The sequence below is a fragment of the Streptomyces sp. HUAS 15-9 genome (genome assembly GCF_025642155.1).
Lineage (GTDB): Bacteria > Actinomycetota > Actinomycetes > Streptomycetales > Streptomycetaceae > Streptomyces.
In genome coordinates this window covers 4,891,183-4,916,670 of record NZ_CP106798.1, presented here as the reverse complement: position 1 = coordinate 4,916,670, position 25,488 = coordinate 4,891,183, and the positions used below count along the sequence as shown (strand labels likewise).

The window sequence follows — 25,488 nt, the reverse complement described above, 5'->3', positions numbered from 1 at the left end:
GAGACAGCGGGGCATGCACGCCACTTCACGGCAGACGCGAAACCCAACCAAGTCCACGAGACCCGCCTCGGTCCGCGGGACCCGTCTCAGCCGCCGACTCGACGCCCTCCCACTACCCGCACCAGTAGCAAACGCCCCCGTCTCCTGCGGGAGACGGGGGCACGCACTTCACACAGGGCGCAGAGCCGCTACGTCGTGGACCGGCGCCGCCGCGCCCCCGGCCGACGCTCGCTCGGTCGTGTGACGGGGTCGCCGGCCTCCAGGGCCGCGGCCCGGCGGCGCAGGCCGAAGTCGGCCAGGGCCTCCGCCAGCTTGTGGACGGACGGCTCGGGGGCCATGACGTCGACGCGCAGGCCGTGTTCCTCCGCCGTCTTCGCCGTCGCCGGGCCGATGCACGCGATCACCGTCACGTTGTGCGGCTTGCCCGCGATGCCCACCAGGTTCCGCACCGTGGACGAGGACGTGAAGAGAACGGCGTCGAAGCCGCCGCCCTTGATCGCCTCCCGCGTCTCCGCCGGCGGCGGCGACGCCCGCACGGTGCGGTAGGCCGTGACGTCGTCGACCTCCCAGCCCAGCTCGATCAGCCCGGCGACGAGGGTCTCCGTGGCGATGTCCGCCCGGGGCAGGAACACCCGGTCGATGGGGTCGAAGACGGGGTCGTACGGCGGCCAGTCCTCGAGCAGGCCCGCGGCGGACTGCTCGCCGCTCGGCACCAGGTCCGGCTTGACGCCGAAGGCGATCAGCGCGTTCGCCGTCTGCTCGCCGACCGCGGCCACCTTGATGCCCGCGAAGGCACGCGCGTCGAGGCCGTACTCCTCGAACTTCTCCCGGACCGCCTTGACGGCGTTGACCGAGGTGAAGGCGATCCACTCGTAGCGGCCGGTCACCAGGCCCTTGACCGCGCGCTCCATCTGCTGGGGCGTCCGCGGCGGCTCGACGGCGATCGTCGGCACCTCGTGCGGCACGGCGCCGTACGACCGCAACTGGTCGGAAAGCGACGCCGCCTGCTCCTTCGTACGCGGTACGAGCACCTTCCAGCCGAACAGCGGCTTGGACTCGAACCACGACAGCTGGTCGCGCTGGGCGGCCGCGAAGCGCTCACCGACCACGGCTATCACCGGCCGGCCACCCTCCGGGGACGGCAGCACCTTCGCCTGCTTCAGGGTCTGCGCGATCGTGCCGAGCGTGGCGGTCCAGGTGCGCTGACGCGTCGTCGTACCGGCGACGGTCACCGTCAACGGAGTGTCCGGCTTGCGGCCGGCGGCCACCAACTCGCCCGCGGCCGACGCCACGGAGTCCAGCGTCGTCGAGACGACGACCGTGCCGTCCGATGCGCCCACCTCCGTCCAGCACCGGTCCGACGCCGTACGGGCGTCCACGAACCGGACGTCCGCGCCGTGCGCGTCCCGCAGCGGCACACCGGCGTACGCGGGCACACCGACCGCGGCCGCGACACCGGGGACCACCTCGAAGGGCACCCCGGCACCGGCACACGCCAGCATCTCCTCGGCGGCGTACGCGTCGAGCCCGGGGTCCCCGGACACCGCACGCACGACCCGCCTGCCGCCCCGCGCGGCCTCCATGACAAGATGTGAGGCATCCCGCACCGACGGGACAGCAGCGGTTGTTGACGCGCCGTCAACAACCGCCAGTTGAGGCGTGCCCTTGCCCGGATACGTATCCACAGAGGAATCCGTGTCCGTCGGCACGACGGAGACACCCTGTCGGGCGTGCGTCCGGATGACGTCGAGCACGTCGCGCTCGGCGATCAGGACGTCCGCGTTCGACAGTGCCTCCACGGCGCGCAGAGTCAGCAGTCCCGGATCCCCGGGTCCGGCACCGAGGAAGGTGACGTGCCCGTGTTCCGGACCGGCGGGAAGGGTGGTGGGGCTCAATGTGCTCGCTCCCCCATCAGACCGGCCGCGCCCTGGGCAAGCATCTCGGTGGCGAGTTCGCGACCGAGCGCCACTGCCTGCTCGTACGTCTCGGGTACGGGACCGGTGGTGGACAGCTGCACCGTGCGGGAGCCGTCGGTCGTACCGACGACAGCGCGCAGGCGCATTTCCTTGACAATCCGCCCGTCGGCCAGCAAGTCGGCCAGCGCGCCCACGGGAGCGCTGCAGCCGGCCTCCAGGGCGGCGAGCAGTGACCGCTCGGCGGTCACGGCGGCCCGTGTGAACGGGTCGTCGAGCCTGCCGAGCGCCGCGATCAGGGCAGTGTCTTGGGCGGTGTTCCCCGCCCTGCACTCGATCGCCAGGGCCCCCTGGCCGGGGGCGGGCAGAACCGTGTCGACCGACAGGAAGTCGGTCACCTCCTCGATCCGCCCCATGCGGCTGAGGCCGGCCGCGGCCAGCACGACCGCGTCCAGTTCGCCGTCCCGGACGAATCCGATGCGGGTGTCGACGTTGCCGCGGATCGGGACCGTCTCTATGTCCAGCCCATGGCTGCGCGCGTACGCGTTCAGCTGCGCCATGCGGCGCGGCGAACCCGTGCCGATGCGGGCGCCCCGCGGGAGGTCGGTGAACTTCAGCGCGTCCCGGGCGACGATCACGTCACGCGGGTCCTCGCGCTCGGGAATGGCGGCCAGCACCAGCTCCGCGGGCTGCGCGGTCGGGAGGTCCTTCAGCGAGTGAACCGCGAAGTCGACCTCGCCGCGCAGCAGCGCGTCACGCAGCGCCGTGACGAACACACCCGTGCCGCCGATCTGCGCGAGGTGCTCACGGGACCTGTCGCCGTACGTGGTGATCTCGACGAGCTCGACGGGCCGTCCGGTCACCTGGCGTACGGCGTCCGCCACCTGCCCCGACTGGGCCATGGCGAGCTTGCTTCGCCTGGTCCCCAGTCTCAGTGCCTTGGTACTCATGCTGGCCCTCGGTTCTTGGCCTTGTTCTCGGTGCTTTCCTCGGCACGGGAGACGGAGGCCACCGTCTCGGGGTCGAGGTCGAACAGGGTGCGCAGCGCGTCCGCGTACCCGGCGCCGCCGGGTTCGGCCGCGAGCTGCTTGACCCGTACGGTCGGCGCGTGCAGCAGCTTGTCGACGACGCGGTGCACGGCCTGGCGGATCTCGCCGCGCTGGCGTTCGTCCAGGTCGGGCAGGCGTCCGTCGAGCCGGGCGATCTCGCCCGCGACGACGTCGGCGGCCATGGTGCGCAGCGCGATCACGGTGGGCGTGATGTGCGCGGCCCTCTGGGCCGCCCCGAAGGCCGCGACCTCGTCGGAGACGATACGCCGGACCTGGTCCACGTCGGCCGCCATCGGCGCGTCCGCGGCCGCCTCGGCCAGCGACTCGATGTCCACCAGCCGCACCCCGGCCAGCCGGTGCACGGCCGCGTCGATGTCGCGGGGCATGGCGAGGTCGAGCAGGAAGAGCGCGGGGGCCGGGCGCGGTATCTCGGCCACCGGTTCGGGCCTGCGGCGCTCGGGGATGCGGCCGACCAGCGCCACGGTGGCGGCCAGGGCGGCGATCGCCTCGGCGTCCTCGGCCGGGTCGAGTGCGATGACGGCACCCGGCGCGGCGGAGGCGCGCCGGTCGCGGCCGACGGTGTCGGGGGCGCCGTTGTCCACCCAGGCCGCGTGCTGTTCCAGCTCGGCGGCGGCCATTCCGGCGACGGCTGCCTCGCCGAGCACGGAGAAGCCCGCGGTGCCCTGTACGGCGGGGAGGTCGAGGGGGCAGTTCTCCTCGGTGCCGACGCCGGTGGGCGGCAGCGGAGCCGTTCGTACGTCCGCCTTCACCGCCGTACGGGAGCCGTCCTCGGCCCCGGCGGCGGCCTCGCCGGTACGGCCCGTGACGGCCCGCGCGACCGCGTCCGCGGTGAGCACCAGGCCCGTCGCTCCCGTGCAGGACACGGCGACGTCGGCACGTGTCAGCTCGAACGGCACCGATTCCATCGGTACCGCGCGGGCCGTCACGTCCGTCTCGGCGCTCTCGGTGAGGATCTGGGCGAGGCGCTCGGCGCGATCGAGGGTGCGGTTGGCGACGACGATCTCGGCGACGCCGGCGCGTGCGAGCGTGGCGGCGGCCAGCGAGGACATCGAGCCGGCGCCGATGACCAGGGCCTTCTTGCCCTTGGCCCAGAGCTGCACCTCGGTGCCCGCGGCCAGCTGCTCCAGGCCGAAGGTGACCAGGGACTGGCCCGCGCGGTCGATGCCGGTCTCGGAGTGGGCGCGCTTGCCGACCCGCAGGGACTGCTGGAACAGGTCGTTCAGCAGCCGGCCGGCGGAGTGCAGTTCCTGCGCCTTGGCCAGGGACTCCTTGATCTGGCCGAGGATCTGGCCCTCGCCGACGACCATCGAGTCCAGTCCGCAGGCCACCGAGAAGAAGTGGTGAACGGCCCGGTCCTCGTAGTGCACGTAGAGGTAGGGGGTGAGCTCCTCCAGGCCGACGCCGCTGTGGAGGGCGAGCAGCGTGGACAGCTCGGCGACACCGGCGTGGAACTTGTCCACGTCGGCGTACAGCTCGATGCGGTTGCAGGTGGCGAGCACCGCGGCCTCGGTGGCCGGTTCGGCGGCGACCGTGTCCTGGAGCAGCTTGACCTGGGAGTCCGTGGAGAGCGCGGCGCGTTCCAGCACGCTGACCGGAGCGCTGCGGTGACTCAGCCCGACGACTAGGAGACTCATGCCGGCATCACGGCGGGTACGTCCCCGTCGGGCCCCTGGTCGGCGGAGTCCTTGCGGTCTGCGACGGCCGGGGCCCCGCCGTCGGGGGTGGCTTCCTCACCGGCCTTGCGCTGCTCGTGGAAGGCGAGGATCTGCAGCTCGATGGAGAGGTCGACCTTGCGCACGTCGACGCCGTCCGGGACGGTCAGCACGGTCGGCGCGAAGTTCAGGATGGAGGTGACGCCGGCGGCGACCAGGCGGTCGCAGACCTGCTGGGCGGCGCCGGCCGGGGTGGCGATGACGCCGATGGAGACCCCGTTGTCCTTGATGATCTTCTCGAGCTCGTCGGTGTGCTGGACCGGGATGCCGGCGACCGGCTTGCCCGCCATCGCCGGGTCGGCGTCGATGAGCGCGGCGACCCGGAAGCCACGGGAGGCGAAGCCGCCGTAGTTGGCGAGGGCGGCGCCGAGGTTGCCGATACCGACGATGACGACCGGCCAGTCCTGGGTCAGGCCCAGTTCGCGGGAGATCTGGTAGACGAGGTACTCGACGTCGTAGCCGACACCGCGCGTTCCGTAGGAGCCCAGGTAGGAGAAGTCCTTGCGCAGCTTGGCGGAGTTGACCCCCGCCGCGGCCGCCAGCTCCTCGGAGGAGACCGTGGGTACCGAGCGCTCGGACAGTGCCGTCAGGGCTCGGAGGTACAGCGGAAGCCTGGCGACGGTGGCCTCGGGAATCCCTCGGCTGCGGGTCGCCGCTCGGTGTGTTCGGCCAGTTGCCACGGTGCTCCTGCGGGTAGAGCGGGGCTGCGGGCGGTCGCACGGACCCAGACCGCCCCGTCGACAGCAGGCTATGTCTTTGTGAACGCGTGCACAAAGATGGTGTCCGATTTGCCCGGCCAACGTGACCGGGGTCACGCGCTTCTCTCCTGGGGGCAAAACCGCACACTTCCTCGTCAATCCCGCCCCCAAGACCACGTCGCCGTCGATCCTAAGCGACCATCCGTGGAACTTTGAACTAGTCGGTCAGTGCTTTGCGCAGCCGCTCTTCGTTCACCCGCCAGAACGTGTGCTGTTCACCGTCGACCAGGACGACCGGAATCTGTTCCCAGTACTGGTCGTGCAGTTGCGGATCCTGAGTGATGTCCTTCTGCTCCCAGGCCACACCGAGATCACCGCACACCTTCTCCACCACGAGTTGTGCGTCATCACACAGATGACAGCCTGGCTTGCGGACGAGAGTGACGAGCCGGTCCTGCGGAGCCGGCGCCTTGCGGCGGAAGAGGGGACTCATGTCGGCCATTGTCCCGCCTCTTTAACGGGGCGGTCGCGGAGAGTTCACGGCCTCCAAACCTGCGGACTCCGGAACCACCGAACAAACTGGCTATGCTCACGCCATGGCCGCTCTCGGATGGCTCACTCCCCGTAGGCGCTCCGCCACGGCGCGGAGCGTGTTGGCAGGCGAGGCCTCGGCGGAGGCAGCGCGCAAGTCCTCGCAGGACGCCGCCGGTGTTCCCGACGCCGGTGCACCCGAGGAGGAAGAGCCCGACTTCCCGGTCCTCGGCGACGAGAAGGCCGCCGCGTTCTTCGACCTGGACAACACCGTGATGCAGGGCGCCGCGCTGTTCCACTTCGGCCGTGGCCTGTACAAGCGGAAGTTCTTCGAGACCCGCGACCTGGCGAAGTTCGCCTGGCAGCAGGCCTGGTTCAGGCTGGCCGGGGTCGAGGACCCCGAGCACATGCAGGACGCCCGCGACTCCGCGCTGTCGATCGTGAAGGGGCACCGCGTCGCCGAGCTCCAGTCGATCGGCGAGGAGATCTACGACGAGTACATGGCCGAGCGCATCTGGCCGGGCACCCGGGCGCTGGCCCAGGCCCACCTGGACGCGGGCCAGCGGGTGTGGCTGGTCACCGCGGCCCCCGTGGAGATCGCCGGGGTCATCGCCCGCCGCCTCGGCCTGACCGGCGCCCTGGGCACGGTCGCCGAGTCCGTCGAGGGCGTCTACACGGGCAAGCTGGTCGGCGAGCCGCTGCACGGCCCCGCGAAGGCGGAGGCGGTCCGCGCGCTGGCCTTCGCGGAGGGCCTGGACCTCTCGCGCTGCGCCGCCTACAGCGACTCCCACAACGACATCCCGATGCTCTCGCTCGTCGGCCACCCCTACGCGATCAACCCGGACACCAAGCTGCGCAGACACGCCCGGGAGAAGGACTGGCGGCTGCGCGACTACCGCACCGGCCGCAAGGCGGCGAAGGTCGGCATCCCCGCGGCGGCGGGCGTCGGAGCGGTCGCCGGCGGCACCGCGGCCGCGATCGCCCTGCACCGACGCCGTAGGTAGACGCTTTCCGTCACCACTTCTGTCGCACTTCTGCCGCCACCGCCACAAACCCCCGGTCGGCCGCACTCAGGTGCCGGATTATGCCGTCCGGCGCCTCAACACGCCCTCGCTCCGTAGAAACCCGCACTTTTCCGATCAACAAGCGTTCACCCTATGGCACTTGAAGCGGCGTCAAACGGTTACCGAAGCGACGCAATCGATGATTTGAGCAACTGGGTGTAGCAGCGCCTGCACGAAGCGTTATTCTCCTGGGACGCAAACCGGTACCTCTCCGTCGCCACGACGGGTGAACGGTTCCGCACTGCACGTGATGGAAGCTCTGCCTCTGGGAGTCCCGTGTACCCACACGTCGGGGTTGACGCCTCGGGCCTGGCTACGCTGCGCGCAACGGTCGCGACGGCCCAGCAGCTGTTGCGCGGCTACGTCCCCACCGCGTCCGCCGTCCCCGCCTTCGCCACCGCCGCGCCCGTGGGCCCGTGCTACGCACTGGCCGACGGCGGCGCCGCGGTCGGCAGACGCGGCCGCTCGGCCGGTGCGGCCACCGCCCGCCGTCCGGCCGCGGACAGCGACAGCGCGCGGATGATGGACCTCGTCGAGCGCGCCCAGTCCGGCGAGGCCGAGGCCTTCGGTCGCCTGTACGACCAGTACAGCGACACGGTGTACCGCTACATCTACTACCGCGTCGGCGGCAAGGCGACGGCCGAGGACCTCACGAGTGAGACGTTCCTGCGCGCGCTGCGCCGCATCGGCACGTTCACCTGGCAGGGCCGCGACTTCGGCGCCTGGCTGGTCACCATCGCCCGCAACCTGGTCGCCGACCACTTCAAGTCGAGCCGGTTCCGTCTCGAAGTGACGACCGGTGAGATGCTCGACGCCAACGAGGTCGAGCGCTCCCCGGAGGACTCTGTCCTGGAGTCGCTCTCGAACGCCGCGCTGCTCGACGCCGTACGGCGGCTCAACCCGCAGCAGCAGGAGTGCGTGACGCTCCGCTTCCTCCAGGGTCTCTCCGTCGCGGAGACGGCCCGGGTGATGGGCAAGAACGAGGGCGCCATCAAGACCCTCCAGTACCGGGCCGTGCGCACCCTCGCCCGGCTCCTGCCCGACGACGCACGCTGACGCGTGCCGTCGCCCGGACACGGTGAGCAACGCCCAACTCACGTTCCGTGAGGGTTTGTTGTCTTTCTGATCCGTTCATCTGGCGTCCGTAACCCAAGTGCCGCGCCAGTCGTTGTGCGGGATACAGGCTCCCTGTGGTCACGTCCGGGCCGACCCTGATCAGCAGATCGTGTGGAAGTGCTCGAGGGCGTGCAACCCTCAGGACCCCCTGGGGAGTCGACCGTCATGACGAGAGGAGGTGCCGCCAGTGATCGCGAACGTATCGGCGCACCGGCGGGCGAACGCCTTCGCCCAGGCCCTGGAGGAGCAGTCCGACCGGGACACGGCGGCCACGCAGTCCGAGAGTCCGGGAGCGTCGCCACCGGTCCCCGCGGCTGCGGAACGGACCGAGCAGGGCGAGCTGTTGGCCCTCGCCGCCGGTCTGGGCGCGCTGCCCAGACCGGAGCTCGACCCGGAGGTCAAGGTCGTCCAGCGGGCCCAGCTCGTGGCCGCGATGGAGGCCATGCTGCGGGAGGGCACGCTGGGCGGGGCGGCGGATCCTTCGGTGCCCGAGCAGCGGTCCCACCGGGCCAAGGGCGCCCATCGGGCCGGCACATTGGGGAAGTTGCGACCGCGTTCACGGCTGACCAAGGGCCTCGCGGCCGGCGGACTCAGCGTCGGGGTGGCCGCCGGGGCCTTCGGCGGAGTGGCCGCCGCGAGTTCTGACGCGCTGCCCGGTGACTCGCTCTACGGCCTCAAACGCGGCATCGAGGACTTCAAGCTCAACTACATGAGCGACGGGGAGGACGAGCGCGGCCAGACGTATCTCGACCAGGCCTCGACGAGGCTGAGCGAGGCCAGACGGCTGATGGAGCGCGGGCGCAGCGGCCAGCTGGACCACGAGTCCATCGGCGAGATCCGCCATACCCTGTCCGGCATGCAGCACGACGTCTCGGAGGGCCACCGCCTGCTGCACGCGGCCTACGAGCGCGACCCGGACTCCCTGGGCCCCATCCAGGCCCTCTCCGCCTTCTCGCGGTCCCACCGTGAGGCCTGGGGCGCGCTCCGCGAGAAGCTGCCCGTCCAGCTCGGGGACGTCAGTGACCAGGTCTCGTCGGTGTTCGACGCCATAGACGAAGAGGTGGCGCCGCTCCAGTCCCTGCTCCCGCAGCCGCCCTCGCAGACCTCGGACGGCAAGCGGCAGGGCTCCGGCTCGGCGTCCCCCGGTTCCTCCGGCACACACCGGTCGACCGCGCCGTCCACGGGCAGCTCCGCCTCCGGCCGGAGCTCGAGCACGGGCAGCCCCAGCGGCTCGGCCTCCGGCAGCGAGAGAGACGGCCTGCTCGGCGGCACCACGGGCGGCCTGTTCGACCCGCCGAAGAGCAGCGGCAGCGCGTCCCCGTCCACCAGCAAGACCCCGACCACACAGCCGGACGTCACCTTGCCACCCCTGCTCCCGGGCCTCCTCCCAGGCCTGGGAATCGACAGCGACGACGCCAACTAGCCCAGGGAACAACCCGATGGGGGCGCCCCTTCCGGAAGGGGCGCCCCCATCGCCGTACAACATCCAGCAAGGCGCATCAGAAGAACACGGAGCGCCGCTGCACCAGCAACTTGTACAGCGTGTGCTGGATCTGTTCCCGTACCTGGTCCGTCAGGTTGAACATCAGCATCGGGTCCTCCGCCGCCTCCGGCGGATAACCGTCCGTCGGAATCGGCTCACCGAACTGGATCGTCCACTTCGTCGGAAGAGGGATCGCCCCGAGCGGACCCAGCCACGGGAAGGTGGGCGTGAGCGGGAAGTACGGGAAGCCGAGGAGCCGCGCGAGCGTCTTCGCGTTGCCGATCATCGGGTAGATCTCCTCCGCCCCGACGATCGAGCACGGAATGATCGGCGTGCCCTTGCGCAGCGCCGTGGAGACGAAGCCGCCCCGGCCGAACCGCTGGAGCTTGTAGCGCTCGCCGAACGGCTTCCCGATGCCTTTGAAGCCCTCCGGCATCACCCCGACCAGCTCACCCTGGCCAAGAAGCCGCTCGGCATCCTCCGTGCACGCCAGAGTGTGCCCCAGCTTGCGCGCCAGTTCGTTCACCACCGGCAGCACGAAGACCAGGTCTGCCGCGAGCAGCCGCAGATGCCGGTCCGCCGGATGGTGGTCGTGCACGGCGACCTGCATCATCAGGCCGTCCAGCGGCAGCGTCCCGGAGTGGTTGGCCACGATCAGCGCGCCGCCCTCGGCCGGGATGTTCTCGATGCCCTTCACCTCGACCCGGAAGTACTTCTCGTACACCGGTCGCAGCAGGGACATCAGGACCTGGTCGGTGAGCTCCTCGTCGTAGCCGAAGTCGTCGACGTCGTAGTTCCCCGTGAGCCGCCGTCGCAGAAAGGCGAGGCCGCTCGCCACGCGCCGTTCCAGGCCGCCGTCCTGCGTCCGCTTCGGCTCGGGCGGCAGCTCTTCCTCACGGGTCACAGGAACATCATCCTGCGCGGGCGCCCTGCTGGGCAGTGGCTGTACCTCACGGACCACCGCGGACTCGCCGCCCTTGCGCCGGCTCCCCGCACTCCGGCGCCGCGGCGGCCGCTGTACGGCGCTCCCGCGGGTCCGGTCGTCGTCGAACGGAATGACCTTGGCATCCGCCATCGTTGATGCGCTCCTCAGTTGGCGCTCTGCGTCGGGGTCTGGCCGCTGTCCCGCAGGGACAGCGCGGCGATCCGGTCGACGGCTCGCGCTAGGTCCTCCGGCGGCAGCAGGCCGGGGCCCTGGCTGCGCACGAAGTCCGCGAACGTCTCCGCGGTCGTGTACTTCGGCTTGAAGCCCAGCGTCTCGCGCATCTGATCCGTCGCCACGACCCGGCCGTGGGTCAGCAGCCGGATCTGCTCGGGTGAGAAGTCCGTCATGCCCAGCGTACGGACGAGGGAGCCGGCCCAGGTGACCGCGGGCAGCAGCAGCGGCACCGTGGGACGCCCCAGGCGCCTGGAGCACTGCGAGAGCAGCAGGACGCCGTCGCCGGCGACGTTGAACGTGCCGCTGTTGAGCGTGCCCCGCTCCGGCTCGTGCGAGGCGATCCGCAGTACCTCGATCACATCGTCCTCGTGCACGAACTGCAACCGCGGGTCGTAGCCGAACACGGTGGGCAGAACGGGCAGCGCGAAGTACGAGGCGAGCGGCGTGTCCGCGGTCGGCCCGAGGATGTTCGCGAACCGCAGCACGCACACGGCGACATCGGGCCGCCGCCGGGCGAACCCGCGCACATACCCCTCGACCTCCACCGTGTCCTTCGCGAAGCCGCCGCTGGGCAGAGACTTGGCCGGGGTGGTCTCGGTGAACACGGCCGGATCCCGTGGCGCGGACCCGTAGACGTTCGTACTGGACTTCACCACCAGCCGCTTCACGGTCGGGGACTTCTGGCAGGCCCCGAGCAGCTGCATGGTGCCGATGACGTTGGTCTCCTTGACCGTCGTACGGCTCCCGCTGCCCAGCGCTGTGCCGGTCACGTCCATATGAACGACGGTATCCGCGGACGTCTCGGCCAGCACTCGCGCGATGGTGGGCTGGCGGATGTCGGCCTGGATGAAGTCCGCCCCGCCCAGATGGTGCTCGGGTGGCACCGCGTCCACGGCGACGACCCGGTCCACCTGTGGGTCACGCTGGATGCGTCGTACGAACCGGCCCCCCAGCTGACGGGCCACTCCGGTCACGAGCACGACCTTCCCCAAGATCAGCGCCTTCCTTCCGCCCTCGGCGTTTGTGCCGCTCCTGCCGCGTTCCCCGTGTGCGCCAACTTAGCGGGTCGGTGTTGCGCTGTGATGACCTCCGGATGCACGAAGTGACGAGATTCGCCCGGTCCGCATATGACGGCGGCCCCCCACCAGCAATGGTGGGGGGCCACGCGAACACGCTTTCGCGGCGTCGCTTACTTCTTGTTACGACGCTGAACGCGCGTGCGCTTGAGCAGCTTGCGGTGCTTCTTCTTGGCCATCCGCTTGCGCCGCTTCTTGATAACAGAGCCCACGACTACCCTCGCTCACTTCTCATCACTCGGTGTTTGGGCGCCATGGGCCCATACGACCTACGAGGGGCCAGCCTACCCGTCCGAGCGCTGAGGTCGTAATCGAGGTACTCCCGGGGGTTGCCCGGAAAGCCGTCAGGCCGTCTCCACCCCCACATAGCTCTCGCGGAGGTACTCGTGTACCGCTTGCTCCGGGACACGGAACGACCGCCCGACCCGGATCGCGGGCAGATGACCGCTGTGCACCAACCGGTACACGGTCATCTTGGACACTCGCATCACCGAGGCGACCTCCGCCACGGTAAGGAACTGAACCTCGTTCAGAGGCCTCTCGCCACCTGCAGCCATGACACACCTGAACCTTCCGCACTCGACGGCCACCGGCTTCCCCTTCCGGTGACTCTTCGTCGTTGCGTGCTCACTCCCCAATGTAGGGGCGGGTGATGCGAGTGGGGAAGAGGTGCACCCATCGGCGGCCTACTGTGACAGACACGCTCGATTGAGTACGTAGCGGGTAAGCGGACGGTAGTAATCAGACCGCACAGCGTCATCAACCGGAACGACGACGGACACGACCCCCTCCGCTTCCCCCACAAAGAGCGCAGGGTCATCCGTATCCGCCAACCCCATGGCCTCAAACCCCAGCTGACCTGCTCCGCAGACCCAGCCATGATCGCCGATCACCAGCTCGGGCAGCGGCCCGCCGCCCTCCGCCGCCGCGGCCAGCGCGGTACGAACCGGCAGCGGTGAATGCGTGTGTGCGCCGGGCTCACAACCGGGGCGTTCGGGGCCTGGCGTCCGGACCAGCGCGACACCTCGTACGTAATCAAGGTTGTACGTACGTAGGCCGAACCGGGTCGTTATGTCGACACAGCGACCCTGCGCGGGGGTGAGAATCTCACATCCCGCCGCCGACAAGGCGTCTGCCAAGTCGGCGTAGAAGCCCAGCAGCCGATGCGGGTGCCCGGTGCCGAACAGCACCGGCGCCCCACGCCGGGCGACCTCGGCGAGCCGCTCCGCGAAGGCCTCCAGCGCGGCCAGGGTCAGCTCCGGGTCGATCACATCATGCCCGGATGTATGCGCAGGGTCGGCCGAAACCCCACACCTTTCCGCCATGAGACCGATCAAATCCTGCAACCCCCAGACCCGTTCGGGATCGATCCCGATCATCACCCGAGGATCACGAGCGGCGAAGAGCCGATAACTCCGCAGACTTTCCTCCCGCGTGGTAGCCACATTCCCGGCAAGCCGAGCACCGAGAAGATGCGCCCGAACGACTCCACTGCTCAACACGGGAGCGATGGTGACGGACGGGGGCGGGGGGACGGGCCGGGATCGGGGGAAGACCGCACGGTTGGCGTAACGGTTCACTTTCCGGAGAGGGGCGGCATCCCAGCCCGTCCGGCACTCGAGGACGAGGCCGTTCAGGCCGAAGCGGGGGCCTGGGGGCGCAGCCCCCGGGCGGGGCCGAAGGGGCGGCAGCCCCTGGGGACGGGACGGGTAGGGGCGGCGGGGGCGAGAAAACCCACCCGCCCCCTACGCCAGCATCCCCCGCAACGGAAACACCGCCCGCCGCGTGGCCAACACGGCCTGATCCAAGCGATCAGCGGGGTCGTACCCCAACCCCCAGTCCGCCCAGGCCACAGGCCACCGCCCATCCGTCATCCGCCCCGGCGCCAACTGCCGCGTGCGAGCGAACACTTCCTGCCGCCACCCATCGGGGATCACCGTCTCGGGCGCGATCTCCCGCCCACCCGCGATCCCCACCAGATGCGTCCACGACCGCGGCACGACCTCCACCACCGCGTAGCCACCCCCACCCAGCGCGACCCACTTCCCGTCCGCGTACTCGTGCGCCAGGTCATGACACGCCACCTGCACCGCCCGCTGCGCATCCAGCGAAACAGCGAGATGAGCGAGCGGATCCTCGAAGTGCGTGTCCGCCCCGTGCTGCGACACCAGCACCTGCGGCCGGAAGTCGGCCAGCAGCTCGGGCACCACGGCGTGAAACGCCCGCACCCACCCCGCGTCCCCGGTCCCCGCCGGCAACGCCACGTTCACGGCAGACCCCTCCGCCGCCTCCGCCCCGGTCTCCTCCGGCCACCCGGTCTGCGGAAACAACGTACGAGGATGCTCGTGCAGCGAGATCGTCAGAACCCGTGGATCCTCCCAGAACGCCGCCTGCACACCGTCCCCGTGATGCACATCGACATCCACATAGGCCACCCGTTCGACCCCGAGCTCCAGCAGCCGCGCGATCGCCAGCGCGGCGTCGTTGTAGACGCAGAACCCCGACGCACTGCCCGGCATGGCGTGGTGCAGCCCACCCGCGAAGTTCACCGCGTGCAGCGCGTCCCCGCGCCACACCGCCTCCGCGGCCCCGACCGACTGCCCGGCGATCAGCGCGGACACCTCGTGCATCCCGGCGAAGGCCGGATCGTCCATCGTCCCGAGCCCGTACGCCCCGTTCGCCGACCCAGGATCCGCCGACGCGGCCTTGACCGCCTCGATGTAGTCCCCCCGGTGGACGAGCCGCAGCGTCGACTCCCCCGCCAGCTTGGCCGCGACGACCTCCAGGTCCCGGTCGAGCCCGAAGGCACCCACCAGTTTCCGGGTCAGCTCCAGCCGGACCGGATCCATCGGATGGTCCGGACCGAAGTCATAGCCCGTTACTGCCTCGTCCCACATCAGCTGTGCGTGGCCGCTCATGCCCGCCACCGTATCGGTCAGGTTGAGCGGCGAACGACCGGGCGTAGGCCAGTGTCACCAGCACCAACACCATCGGCACGAGCATGGCCCCGCGGTAGCTCCAGGCATCCCCCAGCGCCCCCACCAAGGGCGAACCGACCAGGAAGCCGACGTAGTTGAAGATATTGAGCCGCGCGATGGCCGCGTCCGACGCCCCCGGGAACAGCCTCCCCGCCGCCGCGAAGGTCTGTGGCACGAGCACACACAGCCCCAGCCCCAGCAGGGTGAATCCGAGCATCCCGACCCAGGCACCCGGCGCCACGGACACCACGGCGAACCCGAGCGCCGCCACCAGCGCCCCCAGCCGTACGACCGCCACCGCCCCGAAGCGCCGTACCCCGAAGTCCCCGATGGCCCGCCCCAGCAGCGTGGTCACCATGTACACGTTGTACGGAACCGTCGCCAGCTGCTCCGAGCTCCCCAGCACGTCCTGCAGATACTTCGCGCTCCAGTTGGAGACGGTCGAGTCCCCGATGTAGGCGAAGGTCATCACCAGACACAGCGGCAGGAGCAGCCGGAAGACGACACCCCCACCGGCTGCCGCTCCCTGCTCCTGCTCCACGGGCGCCGCGTCCCCGTCGACGTACCACCGGCTCCCCAGGAACGCCGCAGGCAGCAGCACCGCCACCACCGGCAGATACGACACCCACAGCGCCAGATGCCAGTGCGCGCCCACCCAGGCCAGCGAGGCCCCCACGATCCCGCCCAGGCTGTAGACGGCGTGGAAGCTGAGCATGATGCTCCGCCCGTACGTCCGCTGCAGACTCACCCCGAGCATGTTCATCGAGGCGTCCAGCGCACCGACGGCGAGCCCGAAGGCCGCCAGGGCCAGCGCCAGCTCGGCCATCTGCCCGCCCGCGCCGACGCCGAGCAGCGCGAGCAGCACCACCGGCTGGGACCAGCGCAGCAGCCGGCTGGGCCGTATTCGCTTCACCAGCTGCTCGGTCGTCACGCTGCCGACCCCGGCGAGGATCGGCACGGCGGCCAGGAAGACGGGCAGCAGCGCGTCGGAGACGCCGTACCGGTCCTGAATGGCCGGGATACGCGTCACGAGCAGCGCGAAGGTGGCGCCTTGAGCGAAGAAGCTGAACGCCAACGAGGCCCTGCCGCGCCGCAGCACATCTGTCATGGCGGCGAGCGTAGGGCCCCGGGGTACCCGTGGGTAGATCCAGCCAAAGATGAATTTCCCTCAGCTTTACCGAACGGAGGCTCAGGCGGCGACAGCCACCTCGGGCGTCCCGGCCTCGACCGCCCCGGCTTCGACGGTCCCGGCCTCGACCTCGGCGGCCAGCATCCCCTCCATCGGCGCGACGGCCAGGCCGCCACTGACGACGAAGCCGATCGCCATCGCGACGATCATGATGACCGTGCCGAGCCACACCATGGTGTCCACGGGGACGGTGTACGCCCCCACGAGGCGCACAACGCACTCGGCGAGCAGCACCACACCCCAGACGACGGAGAATGCCCGCTCCTTGCGGAGGAAGTCCGCGGACCCGGCCGCGCTCCCGGACATCAGCCGCTGCCAGGCGGCCTCCTTGGCCGGGTCCCCCTTCACCAGGAAGGGCTTCATGCCGGCGGTCATCATCGGCTTCCCGAGCGCGACGGAGACCAGGATCCCGATGGCGACCGTGCTGCTGATCCCGCTGTCCTTGGCGAGCATCAGCCGCGGGTCACCGGAGACGAAGCTCAGCAGCAGGGAGGCCACGTTCACGACGAGGATGAGTCCGGCCAGGCCGTTGGTCTTCCGCTCCTTGACCAGGCCCCACACGGTCCGGACCGCCGGCACCACACTGCTCCAGGCCAGCGCCGCGAAGGTGCTCATCCCGAGGCCGTCCTTGAACAGGTAGTACGAACCGAGAGGCACCGCCACGTCCACGATAAGCGGGGCGAAGGGGTTCTTCTTGCTCGTCTTCGTCGTCATGCCCTCAGCTTCGCGGAGGGGACCGGTACGCCAGTAGAAACGATCGTCCAGGGCTCGGTATGACATTTGTCAGGCCAGCAGGGCTGCCAACTCCCCCATGTCCGAGAAAAGTTGACCGGCGCCCGCGAGCTTCGCCGCAGGCGTCATCGCGGTGAACCCATAGACGTCCATCCCGGCCGCCACCGCCGCCTGTACGCCCAGCGGGCTGTCCTCCACGACCACACACCGCTCCGGTGCGACCCCCATCCGCTCGGCCGTGTACAGGAACAGGTCAGGCGCCGGCTTCCCTCGCCCCACATCCTGCGAACTGAAGATCCTCGACTCCTCGAACCACCGGTCGAGCCCGGTCGTCCGATGCCCGACCCGGATCCGCTCATGGCTCCCGGAGGAGGCCACGCAGTACGGCACCCCGTCCGCCGCCAGCTTCTCCAGCACGTCGGCAACGCCGACCACCGGCTTCAACTCCCGCTCGAACGCGGCGAACACCCGGCCATGGAAGACATCGTCGAAGTCGTCCGGCAACCGACGCCCGGTCCGCTCCTGGATGAGCTCATGGATCCGGTGCATCGCGGAGCCCATGTAGTCGCGGATGGAGTCCTCGTACGAGGTCGGATGCCCGAGCTCGGTGAGATGGGCGGCCAGGATCCGGTTGGAGATCGGCTCACTGTCGACAAGGACACCGTCGTTGTCGAAGATGACGAGTTCATAGCGATAGCGCATGCCTTCGAGCCTAAACGCCCCTGAACGCAGAAAACCCCCGCACCGGAAGGTGCGGGGGTTTTCCCAAGATTTGTTCGGCGGTGTCCTACTCTCCCACAGGGTCCCCCCTGCAGTACCATCGGCGCTGTGAGGCTTAGCTTCCGGGTTCGGAATGTAACCGGGCGTTTCCCTCACGCTATGACCACCGAAACACTATGAAACTGTGAACGCCGCACCATGCCTGAAAGCATGGGGCTGTTCGTGGTTTCAGAACCAACACAGTGGACGCGAGCAACTGAGGACAAGCCCTCGGCCTATTAGTACCGGTCAACTCCACCAGTTACCTGGCTTCCATATCCGGCCTATCAACCCAGTCGTCTACTGGGAGCCTTACCCCATCAAGTGGGTGGGAGTCCTCATCTCGAAGCAGGCTTCCCGCTTAGATGCTTTCAGCGGTTATCCCTCCCGAACGTAGCCAACCAGCCATGCCCTTGGCAGAACAACTGGCACACCAGAGGTTCGTCCGTCCCGGTCCTCTCGTACTAGGGACAGCCCTTCTCAAGACTCCTACGCGCACAGCGGATAGGGACCGAACTGTCTCACGACGTTCTAAACCCAGCTCGCGTACCGCTTTAATGGGCGAACAGCCCAACCCTTGGGACCGACTCCAGCCCCAGGATGCGACGAGCCGACATCGAGGTGCCAAACCATCCCGTCGATATGGACTCTTGGGGAAGATCAGCCTGTTATCCCCGGGGTACCTTTTATCCGTTGAGCGACGGCGCTTCCACAAGCCACCGCCGGATCACTAGTCCCGACTTTCGTCCCTGCTCGACCCGTCGGTCTCACAGTCAAGCTCCCTTGTGCACTTACACTCAACACCTGATTGCCAACCAGGCTGAGGGAACCTTTGGGCGCCTCCGTTACTCTTTAGGAGGCAACCGCCCCAGTTAAACTACCCATCAGACACTGTCCCTGATCCGGATCACGGACCCAGGTTAGACATCCAGCACGACCAGACTGGTATTTCAACGACGACTCACCGCGAACTGGCGTCCGCGTTTCAAAGTCTCCCAGCTATCCTACACAAGCCGAACCGAACACCAATATCAAACTGTAGTAAAGGTCCCGGGGTCTTTCCGTCCTGCTGCGCGAAACGAGCATCTTTACTCGTAGTGCAATTTCACCGGGCCTATGGTTGAGACAGTCGAGAAGTCGTTACGCCATTCGTGCAGGTCGGAACTTACCCGACAAGGAATTTCGCTACCTTAGGATGGTTATAGTTACCACCGCCGTTTACTGGCGCTTAAGTTCTCAGCTTCGCCCCACCGAAATGGAGCTAACCGGTCCCCTTAACGTTCCAGCACCGGGCAGGCGTCAGTCCGTATACATCGCCTTACGGCTTCGCACGGACCTGTGTTTTTAGTAAACAGTCGCTTCTCGCTGGTCTCTGCGGCCACCCCCAGCTCACCGAGTAAATCGGATCACCGGAGCTGGCCCCCCTTCTCCCGAAGTTACGGGGGCATTTTGCCGAGTTCCTTAACCATAGTTCACCCGAACGCCTCGGTATTCTCTACCTGACCACCTGAGTCGGTTTAGGGTACGGGCCGCCATGAAACTCGCTAGAGGCTTTTCTCGACAGCATAGGATCATCCACTTCGCCACAATCGGCTCGGCATCAGGTCTCAGACACAAGGTGCACGGATTTACCTGCACACCGTCCTACACCCTTACCCCGGGACAACCACCGCCCGGGATGGACTACCTTCCTGCGTCACCCCATCACTCACCTACTAACCGCTTGGTCCGGCGGCTCCACCACTCCCCTCAACTCCGAAGAGATCAGGGCGGCTTCACGGCCTTAGCATCACGATGCTCGATGTTTGACGCTTCACAGCGGGTACCGGAATATCAACCGGTTATCCATCGACTACGCCTGTCGGCCTCGCCTTAGGTCCCGACTTACCCTGGGCAGATCAGCTTGACCCAGGAACCCTTAGTCAATCGGCGCAAACGTTTCTCACGTTTGTATCGCTACTCATGCCTGCATTCTCACTCGTCAACCGTCCACAACTACCTTCCGGTGCTGCTTCACCCGGCAGACGACGCTCCCCTACCCATCACAGCAGGCGTTGGCCCTATATGCTGCAATGACACGACTTCGGCGGTACGCTTGAGCCCCGCTACATTGTCGGCGCGGAATCACTAGACCAGTGAGCTATTACGCACTCTTTCAAGGGTGGCTGCTTCTAAGCCAACCTCCTGGTTGTCTGTGCGACTCCACATCCTTTCCCACTTAGCGTACGCTTAGGGGCCTTAGTCGATGCTCTGGGCTGTTTCCCTCTCGACCATGGAGCTTATCCCCCACAGTCTCACTGCCGTGCTCTCACTTACCGGCATTCGGAGTTTGGCTAAGGTCAGTAACCCGGTAGGGCCCATCGCCTATCCAGTGCTCTACCTCCGGCAAGAAACACACGACGCTGCACCTAAATGCATTTCGGGGAGAACCAGCTATCACGGAGTTTGATTGGCCTTTCACCCCTAACCACAGGTCATCCCCCAGGTTTTCAACCCTGGTGGGTTCGGTCCTCCACGAAGTCTTACCTCCGCTTCAACCTGCCCATGGCTAGATCACTCCGCTTCGGGTCTTGAGCGTGCTACTGAAACGCCCTGTTCGGACTCGCTTTCGCTACGGCTTCCCCACACGGGTTAACCTCGCAACACACCGCAAACTCGCAGGCTCATTCTTCAAAAGGCACGCAGTCACGAGATACAGCAAGCTGCATCCGACGCTCCCACGGCTTGTAGGCACACGGTTTCAGGTACTATTTCACTCCCCTCCCGGGGTACTTTTCACCATTCCCTCACGGTACTATCCGCTATCGGTCACCAGGGAATATTTAGGCTTAGCGGGTGGTCCCGCCAGATTCACACGGGATTTCTCGGGCCCCGTGCTACTTGGGTGTCTCTCAAACGAGCCGTACAGATTTCAGCTACGGGGGTCTTACCCTCTACGCCGGACCTTTCGCATGTCCTTCGCCTATCCATACGGTTTCTGACTCGTCCCACGGCCGGCAGACCGTGGAAGAGAGATCCCACAACCCCGCATGCGCAACCCCTGCCGGGTCTCACACGCATACGGTTTGGCCTCATCCGGTTTCGCTCGCCACTACTCCCGGAATCACGGTTGTTTTCTCTTCCTGAGGGTACTGAGATGTTTCACTTCCCCTCGTTCCCTCCACACTGCCTATGTGTTCAGCAGTGGGTGACAGCCCATGACGACTGCCGGGTTTCCCCATTCGGAAACCCCCGGATCAAAGCCTGGTTGACGACTCCCCGGGGACTATCGCGGCCTCCCACGTCCTTCATCGGTTCCTGGTGCCAAGGCATCCACCGTGCGCCCTTAAAAACTTGGCCACAGATGCTCGCGTCCACTGTGCAGTTCTCAAACAACGACCAGCCACCCGTCACACACCAGAACTCTGATGCTTCACCGGGGCTTAAGCATCCGAGAAGGGCGAGCAGCGCTCGCACCCTCAGACACCCAACAGCGTGCCCGACACCCTCGCCTCCCCATCTCGCGTTCCACGCCGAAGCAGTACTAGCGACCAGAGCAGGTCAAGTGTGCCGAGTAGTCAACGTTCCACCCATGAGCTGACCACCGTCGGACGTTTGCCGACGTAGTGGCTCTGGATCTCTTACGAGATCTAGATGCTCCTTAGAAAGGAGGTGATCCAGCCGCACCTTCCGGTACGGCTACCTTGTTACGACTTCGTCCCAATCGCCAGTCCCACCTTCGACAGCTCCCTCCCACAAGGGGTTGGGCCACCGGCTTCGGGTGTTACCGACTTTCGTGACGTGACGGGCGGTGTGTACAAGGCCCGGGAACGTATTCACCGCAGCAATGCTGATCTGCGATTACTAGCGACTCCGACTTCATGGGGTCGAGTTGCAGACCCCAATCCGAACTGAGACCGGCTTTTTGAGATTCGCTCCACCTCACGGTATCGCAGCTCATTGTACCGGCCATTGTAGCACGTGTGCAGCCCAAGACATAAGGGGCATGATGACTTGACGTCGTCCCCACCTTCCTCCGAGTTGACCCCGGCGGTCTCCTGTGAGTCCCCATCACCCCGAAGGGCATGCTGGCAACACAGAACAAGGGTTGCGCTCGTTGCGGGACTTAACCCAACATCTCACGACACGAGCTGACGACAGCCATGCACCACCTGTACACCGACCACAAGGGGGACCCTGTCTCCAGGGTTTTCCGGTGTATGTCAAGCCTTGGTAAGGTTCTTCGCGTTGCGTCGAATTAAGCCACATGCTCCGCCGCTTGTGCGGGCCCCCGTCAATTCCTTTGAGTTTTAGCCTTGCGGCCGTACTCCCCAGGCGGGGAACTTAATGCGTTAGCTGCGGCACCGACGACGTGGAATGTCGCCAACACCTAGTTCCCACCGTTTACGGCGTGGACTACCAGGGTATCTAATCCTGTTCGCTCCCCACGCTTTCGCTCCTCAGCGTCAGTAATGGCCCAGAGATCCGCCTTCGCCACCGGTGTTCCTCCTGATATCTGCGCATTTCACCGCTACACCAGGAATTCCGATCTCCCCTACCACACTCTAGCTAGCCCGTATCGACTGCAGACCCGAGGTTAAGCCTCGGGCTTTCACAATCGACGTGACAAGCCGCCTACGAGCTCTTTACGCCCAATAATTCCGGACAACGCTTGCGCCCTACGTATTACCGCGGCTGCTGGCACGTAGTTAGCTTACGCTTCTTCTGCAGGTACCGTCACTTTCGCTTCTTCCCTGCTGAAAGAGGTTTACAACCCGAAGGCCGTCATCCCTCACGCGGCGTCGCTGCATCAGGCTTTCGCCCATTGTGCAATATTCCCCACTGCTGCCTCCCGTAGGAGTCTGGGCCGTGTCTCAGTCCCAGTGTGGCCGGTCGCCCTCTCAGGCTACTACCCGTCGTCGCCTTGGTGAGCCATTACCTCACCAACAAGCTGATAGGCCGCGGGCTCATCCTTCACCGCCGGAGCTTTCCACCACCCGACCATGCGGTCAGTGGTTGTATCCGGTATTAGACCCCGTTTCCAGGGCTTGTCCCAGAGTGAAGGGCAGATTGCCCACGTGTTACTCACCCGTTCGCCACTAATCCACCCCGAAGGGCTTCATCGTTCGACTTGCATGTGTTAAGCACGCCGCCAGCGTTCGTCCTGAGCCAGGATCAAACTCTCCGTGAATGTTTACTCGGCCAGTAAATTAATACAGCCGGTTGAACACCACGAGAGCGGTGCGAGAGGAGGAATAGTCCCCTCGCACACAGCGTCCTCGCTGTGTTATTTCAAAGGAACCTCGTCCCAGTCATGACGACCGGAGACGGGGTATCAACATATCTGGCGTTGACTTTTGGCACGCTGTTGAGTTCTCAAGGAACGGACGCTTCCTTTGTACTCACCCTCTCGGGCTTTCCTCCGGGCGCTTCCCTTCGGTCTTGCGTTTCCGACTCTATCAGATCTTTTCCGACCCGATTTCCTCGGTGCTTTCCAGGTTCTCGCTCTCGCGTTTCCCTTTCCGGCGGTTCTGACTCTATCAGATCCTTTCGGCCCTGATTCCCGGTCAGCGGGGTTTGTCTTCACGGCTGTTGGGCCGTTCCGACGAGTGAGACTTTAGCGGATTCCCGGCGCCCGAGCTAATCGGGGCCTGCGCCCTTTCGAACGCGGATTCCTCATTTCGCAAATACGCACGCCAAAGCACACGGCGACGGATCGCCGATCGATGGTTGGTACCTGCGGAATGGCTGTCCGGGGCCGACCGGAGTCGGTGCTCACGTCGGACAGCTCGGAGAACACTACGTATCCGGTTGGAGCGTGTCAACTCACGGCCAGGTGACGTCCCAGGGGCGTACCCTGGTCGACGTGATGACGCGTACGTGCACCCAGCAGTGGTGGGCCGCCTGACGGCGGCCGTACTCACGTATGTACTCAACGGCCGCCGCCCCGGCGGCCGTTCTCGTATCCCCCTCCACAGCTCCTGAGGGCCGGCCGGCCGGGACCGCGGCCTCGACCAGGAGATGGAGCAGGGATGACACGGGTATTCAGCGGGATCAAGCCGACCGGGCACCTGACGCTGGGGAACTACCTGGGAGCCATGCGGCAGTGGGCCGCGGTGGACCAGCACCAGGCCGACGCGGTGTTCTGCATCGTCGATCTGCACGGGATGACCGTGGACCACGATCCGGCACGGCTGCGCAGGCTGACTCGTCAGGCGGCGACGCTGTTGCTGGCGGCGGGACTCGATCCCGAGTTGTGCACCGTGTTCGTACAGAGTCATGTGGACGAACACGCGCGGCTGTCGTACGTGCTGGAGTGCGTCGCGACCGACGGCGAGATGCGGCGGATGATCCAGTACAAGGAGAAGGCCGCACGGGAGCGGGCCAGGGGCGGGAGTGTGCGGCTGTCCTTGCTGACGTATCCGGTGCTGATGGCGGCGGACATCCTGGCGTACAGGGCGGACGAGGTGCCGGTGGGGGACGACCAGGCGCAGCACGTGGAGCTGTCCCGGGATCTGGCGGTGCGCTTCAACCAGCGGTACGGGCACACGTTCGTGGTGCCGAAGGCGACCCTTCCGCGGGTGGCCGCCCGGGTGATGAACCTTCAGGACCCGGCGTCGAAGATGGGGAAGTCGGACGACTCGGGGCCGGGCATCGTCTATCTGCTCGACGAGCCGGACGTGGTGCGCAAGAAGGTGATGCGGGCCATGACCGACAGCGGGCGGGAGGTCGTGTACGACCGGGAGGGGCGGCCGGGGGTGACGAATCTGCTGGAGATTCTCGCTGCGTGCACGGGCGGGAACCCTGAGTCACTGGCGGACGTTCATCAGTCGTACGGCGCTTTGAAGAAGGACACGGCGGAGGCGGTGGTCGAGGTTCTCAAGCCCGTACAGGCCAGGCACAAGGAATTGTGTGCCGACCCGGGATATGTGGAGGAGGTGCTGCGGCATGGTGCGGAGAAGGCTCGGGCGATGGCACGGCCGACCGTCGATACCGCCTACCGGGCGATCGGGCTGTTGCCGCCGGGTGCCTTCGCGGCGTCGGCGGCGGCTGAGCCCGCGCTGAACGCGGCCCGGTAGGCGCGGGGGCTGGTGGCGAGGCGCGAGGCGAAGTGCTGGCGCATCGTGACCTCGCTGCCGAAGCCGGCGCGGCGGGCGACCTCGGGCATGGGCAGGTCGGTGCGTTCGAGGAGTTTCTGGGCCGCTGCGATGCGCTGGTCCAGGAGCCAGCGCAGCGGTGTCGTGCCGGTGGCGGCCGTGAAGTGGCGGGCGAAGGAGCGCGGCGACATGCCCGCGTGGGCGGCCAGATCCGCGACGGTGAGCGGTTCGTGGAGGTGGCGCAGGGCGTGTTCTCGCACCGCGGCGAGGGTGTCGGCGTCGCGGTCCGCGCGCGGGGTGGGGTGCTCGATGAACTGTGCCTGGGTGCCGGTGCGGAAGGGGGCGGTGACCATCGAGCGGGCGACGGTGGCGGCCGCCTCGGCGCCGTGGGACCGGCGGACGAGGTGGAGGCAGAGGTCGATGCCGGCCGCGGTGCCGGCGGCGGTCCAGATGTTGTCGTCCTCGATGAAGAGGGCGTCGGGGACGACGGCGACATGGGGGTGGTGCGTGCGCAGGAGCTCGACGAGGTTCCAGTGGGTGATGGCTCGGCGGCCGTCGAGCAGGCCTGCCTGGGCGAGGGTGAAGGCGCCGCCGCACAGGGCGGCGAGGGTGGTGCCGCGGGCGTGGGCACTGCGCAGGGCGTCGAGGACGGGGGCGGGTGCGGGAGTGAGGTGGTCGTCGAGGCCGGGGACGACGATGAGATCGGCTCGGTTCAGCCAGTCGAGGGTGCGGTCGGCGTGCAGGGCGAAGCCGCCGCGCATGGGGATGGGGGTGGTGGTGTCGGTGGCGACTCTGCGCAGGTCGAAGGCGGGGGCGCCGCGGTCGGTGCGGTCGGTGCCCCAGACCTCGGTGATGACGGAGACGTCGAAGGCGCGGATGCCGGGGAAGGCGACGAGGGCCACGCGGTACGGGGCTGCGGTCACGTGTGGCAG

Annotated in this window: 19 protein-coding genes and 3 rRNA genes; 4 read left to right on the top strand and 18 right to left on the bottom strand. The window is 67.3% G+C overall.

What is annotated here, in order from left to right:
• Nucleotides 1-188: 188 nt before the first annotated feature.
• The 5 genes from N8I87_RS22705 to N8I87_RS22685 form a co-directional block, all read right to left on the bottom strand.
• Nucleotides 189-1,895 (bottom strand): bifunctional uroporphyrinogen-III C-methyltransferase/uroporphyrinogen-III synthase, encoded by a 1,707-nt coding sequence (locus N8I87_RS22705; protein ID WP_263211197.1) that lies wholly within the window; start codon nt 1,893-1,895, stop codon nt 189-191.
• Nucleotides 1,892-2,863 carry a hydroxymethylbilane synthase gene (gene hemC / locus N8I87_RS22700; RefSeq protein WP_263211195.1) on the bottom strand — a complete coding sequence of 324 codons (972 nt, stop codon included), beginning with the start codon at nt 2,861-2,863 and terminating at the stop codon, nt 1,892-1,894. The genes N8I87_RS22705 and hemC overlap by 4 nt, the downstream gene beginning before the upstream one ends.
• On the bottom strand, nt 2,860-4,617 hold the full coding sequence (locus N8I87_RS22695) for a glutamyl-tRNA reductase (protein ID WP_263211193.1): 1,758 nt from the start codon (nt 4,615-4,617) through the stop codon (nt 2,860-2,862). The genes hemC and N8I87_RS22695 overlap by 4 nt, the downstream gene beginning before the upstream one ends.
• Nucleotides 4,614-5,375: a redox-sensing transcriptional repressor Rex gene (locus N8I87_RS22690; protein ID WP_263211192.1), complete on the bottom strand. Its 762-nt coding sequence runs from the start codon at nt 5,373-5,375 to the stop codon at nt 4,614-4,616. Before N8I87_RS22690 ends, N8I87_RS22695 begins: the two co-directional genes overlap by 4 nt.
• A gap of 235 nt (nt 5,376-5,610) precedes the next feature.
• Nucleotides 5,611-5,886, bottom strand: coding sequence for a glutaredoxin family protein (locus tag N8I87_RS22685; protein ID WP_263211190.1), 276 nt, complete (start codon nt 5,884-5,886; stop codon nt 5,611-5,613).
• A gap of 103 nt (nt 5,887-5,989) precedes the next feature.
• Between N8I87_RS22685 and N8I87_RS22680 the strand changes: the two genes are divergently transcribed.
• From N8I87_RS22680 to N8I87_RS22670, 3 genes are all read left to right on the top strand, one after another.
• Nucleotides 5,990-6,928, top strand: a complete 939-nt coding sequence (locus tag N8I87_RS22680) for an HAD family hydrolase (RefSeq protein WP_263211188.1) — start codon at nt 5,990-5,992, stop codon at nt 6,926-6,928.
• Between the two features lie 336 nt (nt 6,929-7,264).
• Nucleotides 7,265-8,044, top strand: coding sequence for an ECF subfamily RNA polymerase sigma factor, BldN family (locus N8I87_RS22675; protein WP_263211187.1), 780 nt, complete (start codon nt 7,265-7,267; stop codon nt 8,042-8,044).
• A 247-nt stretch (nt 8,045-8,291) separates the two neighbouring features.
• Entirely contained in the window at nt 8,292-9,527 is a 1,236-nt protein-coding gene (locus tag N8I87_RS22670; RefSeq protein ID WP_263211186.1) for a DUF5667 domain-containing protein, read from the top strand.
• Nucleotides 9,528-9,603: 76 nt separating this feature from the next.
• Here N8I87_RS22670 and N8I87_RS22665 read toward each other — a convergent pair whose 3' ends face one another.
• The 12 genes from N8I87_RS22665 to N8I87_RS22610 form a co-directional block, all read right to left on the bottom strand.
• A complete protein-coding gene (locus N8I87_RS22665; protein ID WP_263211184.1) occupies nt 9,604-10,662 on the bottom strand; it encodes a lysophospholipid acyltransferase family protein in 1,059 nt (352 codons plus the stop codon).
• A gap of 14 nt (nt 10,663-10,676) precedes the next feature.
• Nucleotides 10,677-11,738 carry an NAD-dependent epimerase/dehydratase family protein gene (locus N8I87_RS22660; protein WP_263211182.1) on the bottom strand — a complete coding sequence of 354 codons (1,062 nt, stop codon included), beginning with the start codon at nt 11,736-11,738 and terminating at the stop codon, nt 10,677-10,679.
• A 197-nt stretch (nt 11,739-11,935) separates the two neighbouring features.
• Entirely contained in the window at nt 11,936-12,034 is a 99-nt protein-coding gene (locus tag N8I87_RS22655; RefSeq protein WP_003948845.1) for a 30S ribosomal protein bS22, read from the bottom strand.
• A gap of 132 nt (nt 12,035-12,166) precedes the next feature.
• Nucleotides 12,167-12,379: a helix-turn-helix domain-containing protein gene (locus tag N8I87_RS22650; protein WP_263216600.1), complete on the bottom strand. Its 213-nt coding sequence runs from the start codon at nt 12,377-12,379 to the stop codon at nt 12,167-12,169.
• Between the two features lie 129 nt (nt 12,380-12,508).
• Nucleotides 12,509-13,324, bottom strand: coding sequence for a phosphatase (locus N8I87_RS22645; protein ID WP_263211180.1), 816 nt, complete (start codon nt 13,322-13,324; stop codon nt 12,509-12,511).
• A 243-nt stretch (nt 13,325-13,567) separates the two neighbouring features.
• The gene (locus N8I87_RS22640; protein WP_263211178.1) at nt 13,568-14,740 is read right to left on the bottom strand and encodes an acetoin utilization protein AcuC; all 1,173 of its coding nucleotides are present in this window, start codon (nt 14,738-14,740) and stop codon (nt 13,568-13,570) included.
• Nucleotides 14,691-15,908 carry an MFS transporter gene (locus N8I87_RS22635; RefSeq protein ID WP_263211176.1) on the bottom strand — a complete coding sequence of 406 codons (1,218 nt, stop codon included), beginning with the start codon at nt 15,906-15,908 and terminating at the stop codon, nt 14,691-14,693. The genes N8I87_RS22640 and N8I87_RS22635 overlap by 50 nt, the downstream gene beginning before the upstream one ends.
• Nucleotides 15,909-15,989: 81 nt before the next feature.
• Nucleotides 15,990-16,703: a VC0807 family protein gene (locus tag N8I87_RS22630; RefSeq protein ID WP_263211175.1), complete on the bottom strand. Its 714-nt coding sequence runs from the start codon at nt 16,701-16,703 to the stop codon at nt 15,990-15,992.
• Nucleotides 16,704-16,772: 69 nt separating this feature from the next.
• A complete protein-coding gene (locus N8I87_RS22625) occupies nt 16,773-17,423 on the bottom strand; it encodes an HAD family hydrolase (RefSeq protein ID WP_263211173.1) in 651 nt (216 codons plus the stop codon).
• A 72-nt stretch (nt 17,424-17,495) separates the two neighbouring features.
• Nucleotides 17,496-17,612, bottom strand: a 5S ribosomal RNA gene (gene rrf, locus N8I87_RS22620).
• Between the two features lie 87 nt (nt 17,613-17,699).
• Nucleotides 17,700-20,819, bottom strand: a 23S ribosomal RNA gene (locus N8I87_RS22615).
• A gap of 305 nt (nt 20,820-21,124) precedes the next feature.
• Nucleotides 21,125-22,650: ribosomal RNA gene (locus N8I87_RS22610) — 16S ribosomal RNA — on the bottom strand.
• Together the 16S, 23S and 5S rRNA genes form the textbook arrangement of a ribosomal RNA operon.
• Nucleotides 22,651-23,491: 841 nt before the next feature.
• Here N8I87_RS22610 and trpS point away from each other — a divergent pair.
• Nucleotides 23,492-24,538, top strand: a complete 1,047-nt coding sequence (gene trpS, locus N8I87_RS22605) for a tryptophan--tRNA ligase (RefSeq protein ID WP_263211172.1) — start codon at nt 23,492-23,494, stop codon at nt 24,536-24,538.
• Here trpS and N8I87_RS22600 read toward each other — a convergent pair.
• Nucleotides 24,457-25,479, bottom strand: coding sequence for a GlxA family transcriptional regulator (locus tag N8I87_RS22600; RefSeq protein WP_263211170.1), 1,023 nt, complete (start codon nt 25,477-25,479; stop codon nt 24,457-24,459). The genes trpS and N8I87_RS22600 overlap by 82 nt on opposite strands.
• Between the last annotated feature and the right edge of the window lie 9 nt (nt 25,480-25,488).

What these genes read in the sequence shown, in the direction of transcription:
- hemC (WP_263211195.1), bottom strand. Translation starts at nt 2,863, where the DNA reads ATGAGTACCAAGGCACTGAGACTGGGGACCAGGCGAAGCAAGCTCGCC.
- N8I87_RS22695 (WP_263211193.1), bottom strand. Translation starts at nt 4,617, where the DNA reads ATGAGTCTCCTAGTCGTCGGGCTGAGTCACCGCAGCGCTCCGGTCAGC.
- N8I87_RS22685 (WP_263211190.1), bottom strand. Translation starts at nt 5,886, where the DNA reads ATGAGTCCCCTCTTCCGCCGCAAGGCGCCGGCTCCGCAGGACCGGCTC.
- N8I87_RS22680 (WP_263211188.1), top strand. Translation starts at nt 5,990, where the DNA reads ATGGCCGCTCTCGGATGGCTCACTCCCCGTAGGCGCTCCGCCACGGCG.
- N8I87_RS22665 (WP_263211184.1), bottom strand. Translation starts at nt 10,662, where the DNA reads ATGGCGGATGCCAAGGTCATTCCGTTCGACGACGACCGGACCCGCGGG.
- N8I87_RS22650 (WP_263216600.1), bottom strand. Translation starts at nt 12,379, where the DNA reads ATGGCTGCAGGTGGCGAGAGGCCTCTGAACGAGGTTCAGTTCCTTACC.
- N8I87_RS22640 (WP_263211178.1), bottom strand. Translation starts at nt 14,740, where the DNA reads ATGAGCGGCCACGCACAGCTGATGTGGGACGAGGCAGTAACGGGCTAT.
- N8I87_RS22635 (WP_263211176.1), bottom strand. Translation starts at nt 15,908, where the DNA reads ATGACAGATGTGCTGCGGCGCGGCAGGGCCTCGTTGGCGTTCAGCTTC.
- N8I87_RS22630 (WP_263211175.1), bottom strand. Translation starts at nt 16,703, where the DNA reads ATGACGACGAAGACGAGCAAGAAGAACCCCTTCGCCCCGCTTATCGTG.
- N8I87_RS22625 (WP_263211173.1), bottom strand. Translation starts at nt 17,423, where the DNA reads ATGCGCTATCGCTATGAACTCGTCATCTTCGACAACGACGGTGTCCTT.
- trpS (WP_263211172.1), top strand. Translation starts at nt 23,492, where the DNA reads ATGACACGGGTATTCAGCGGGATCAAGCCGACCGGGCACCTGACGCTG.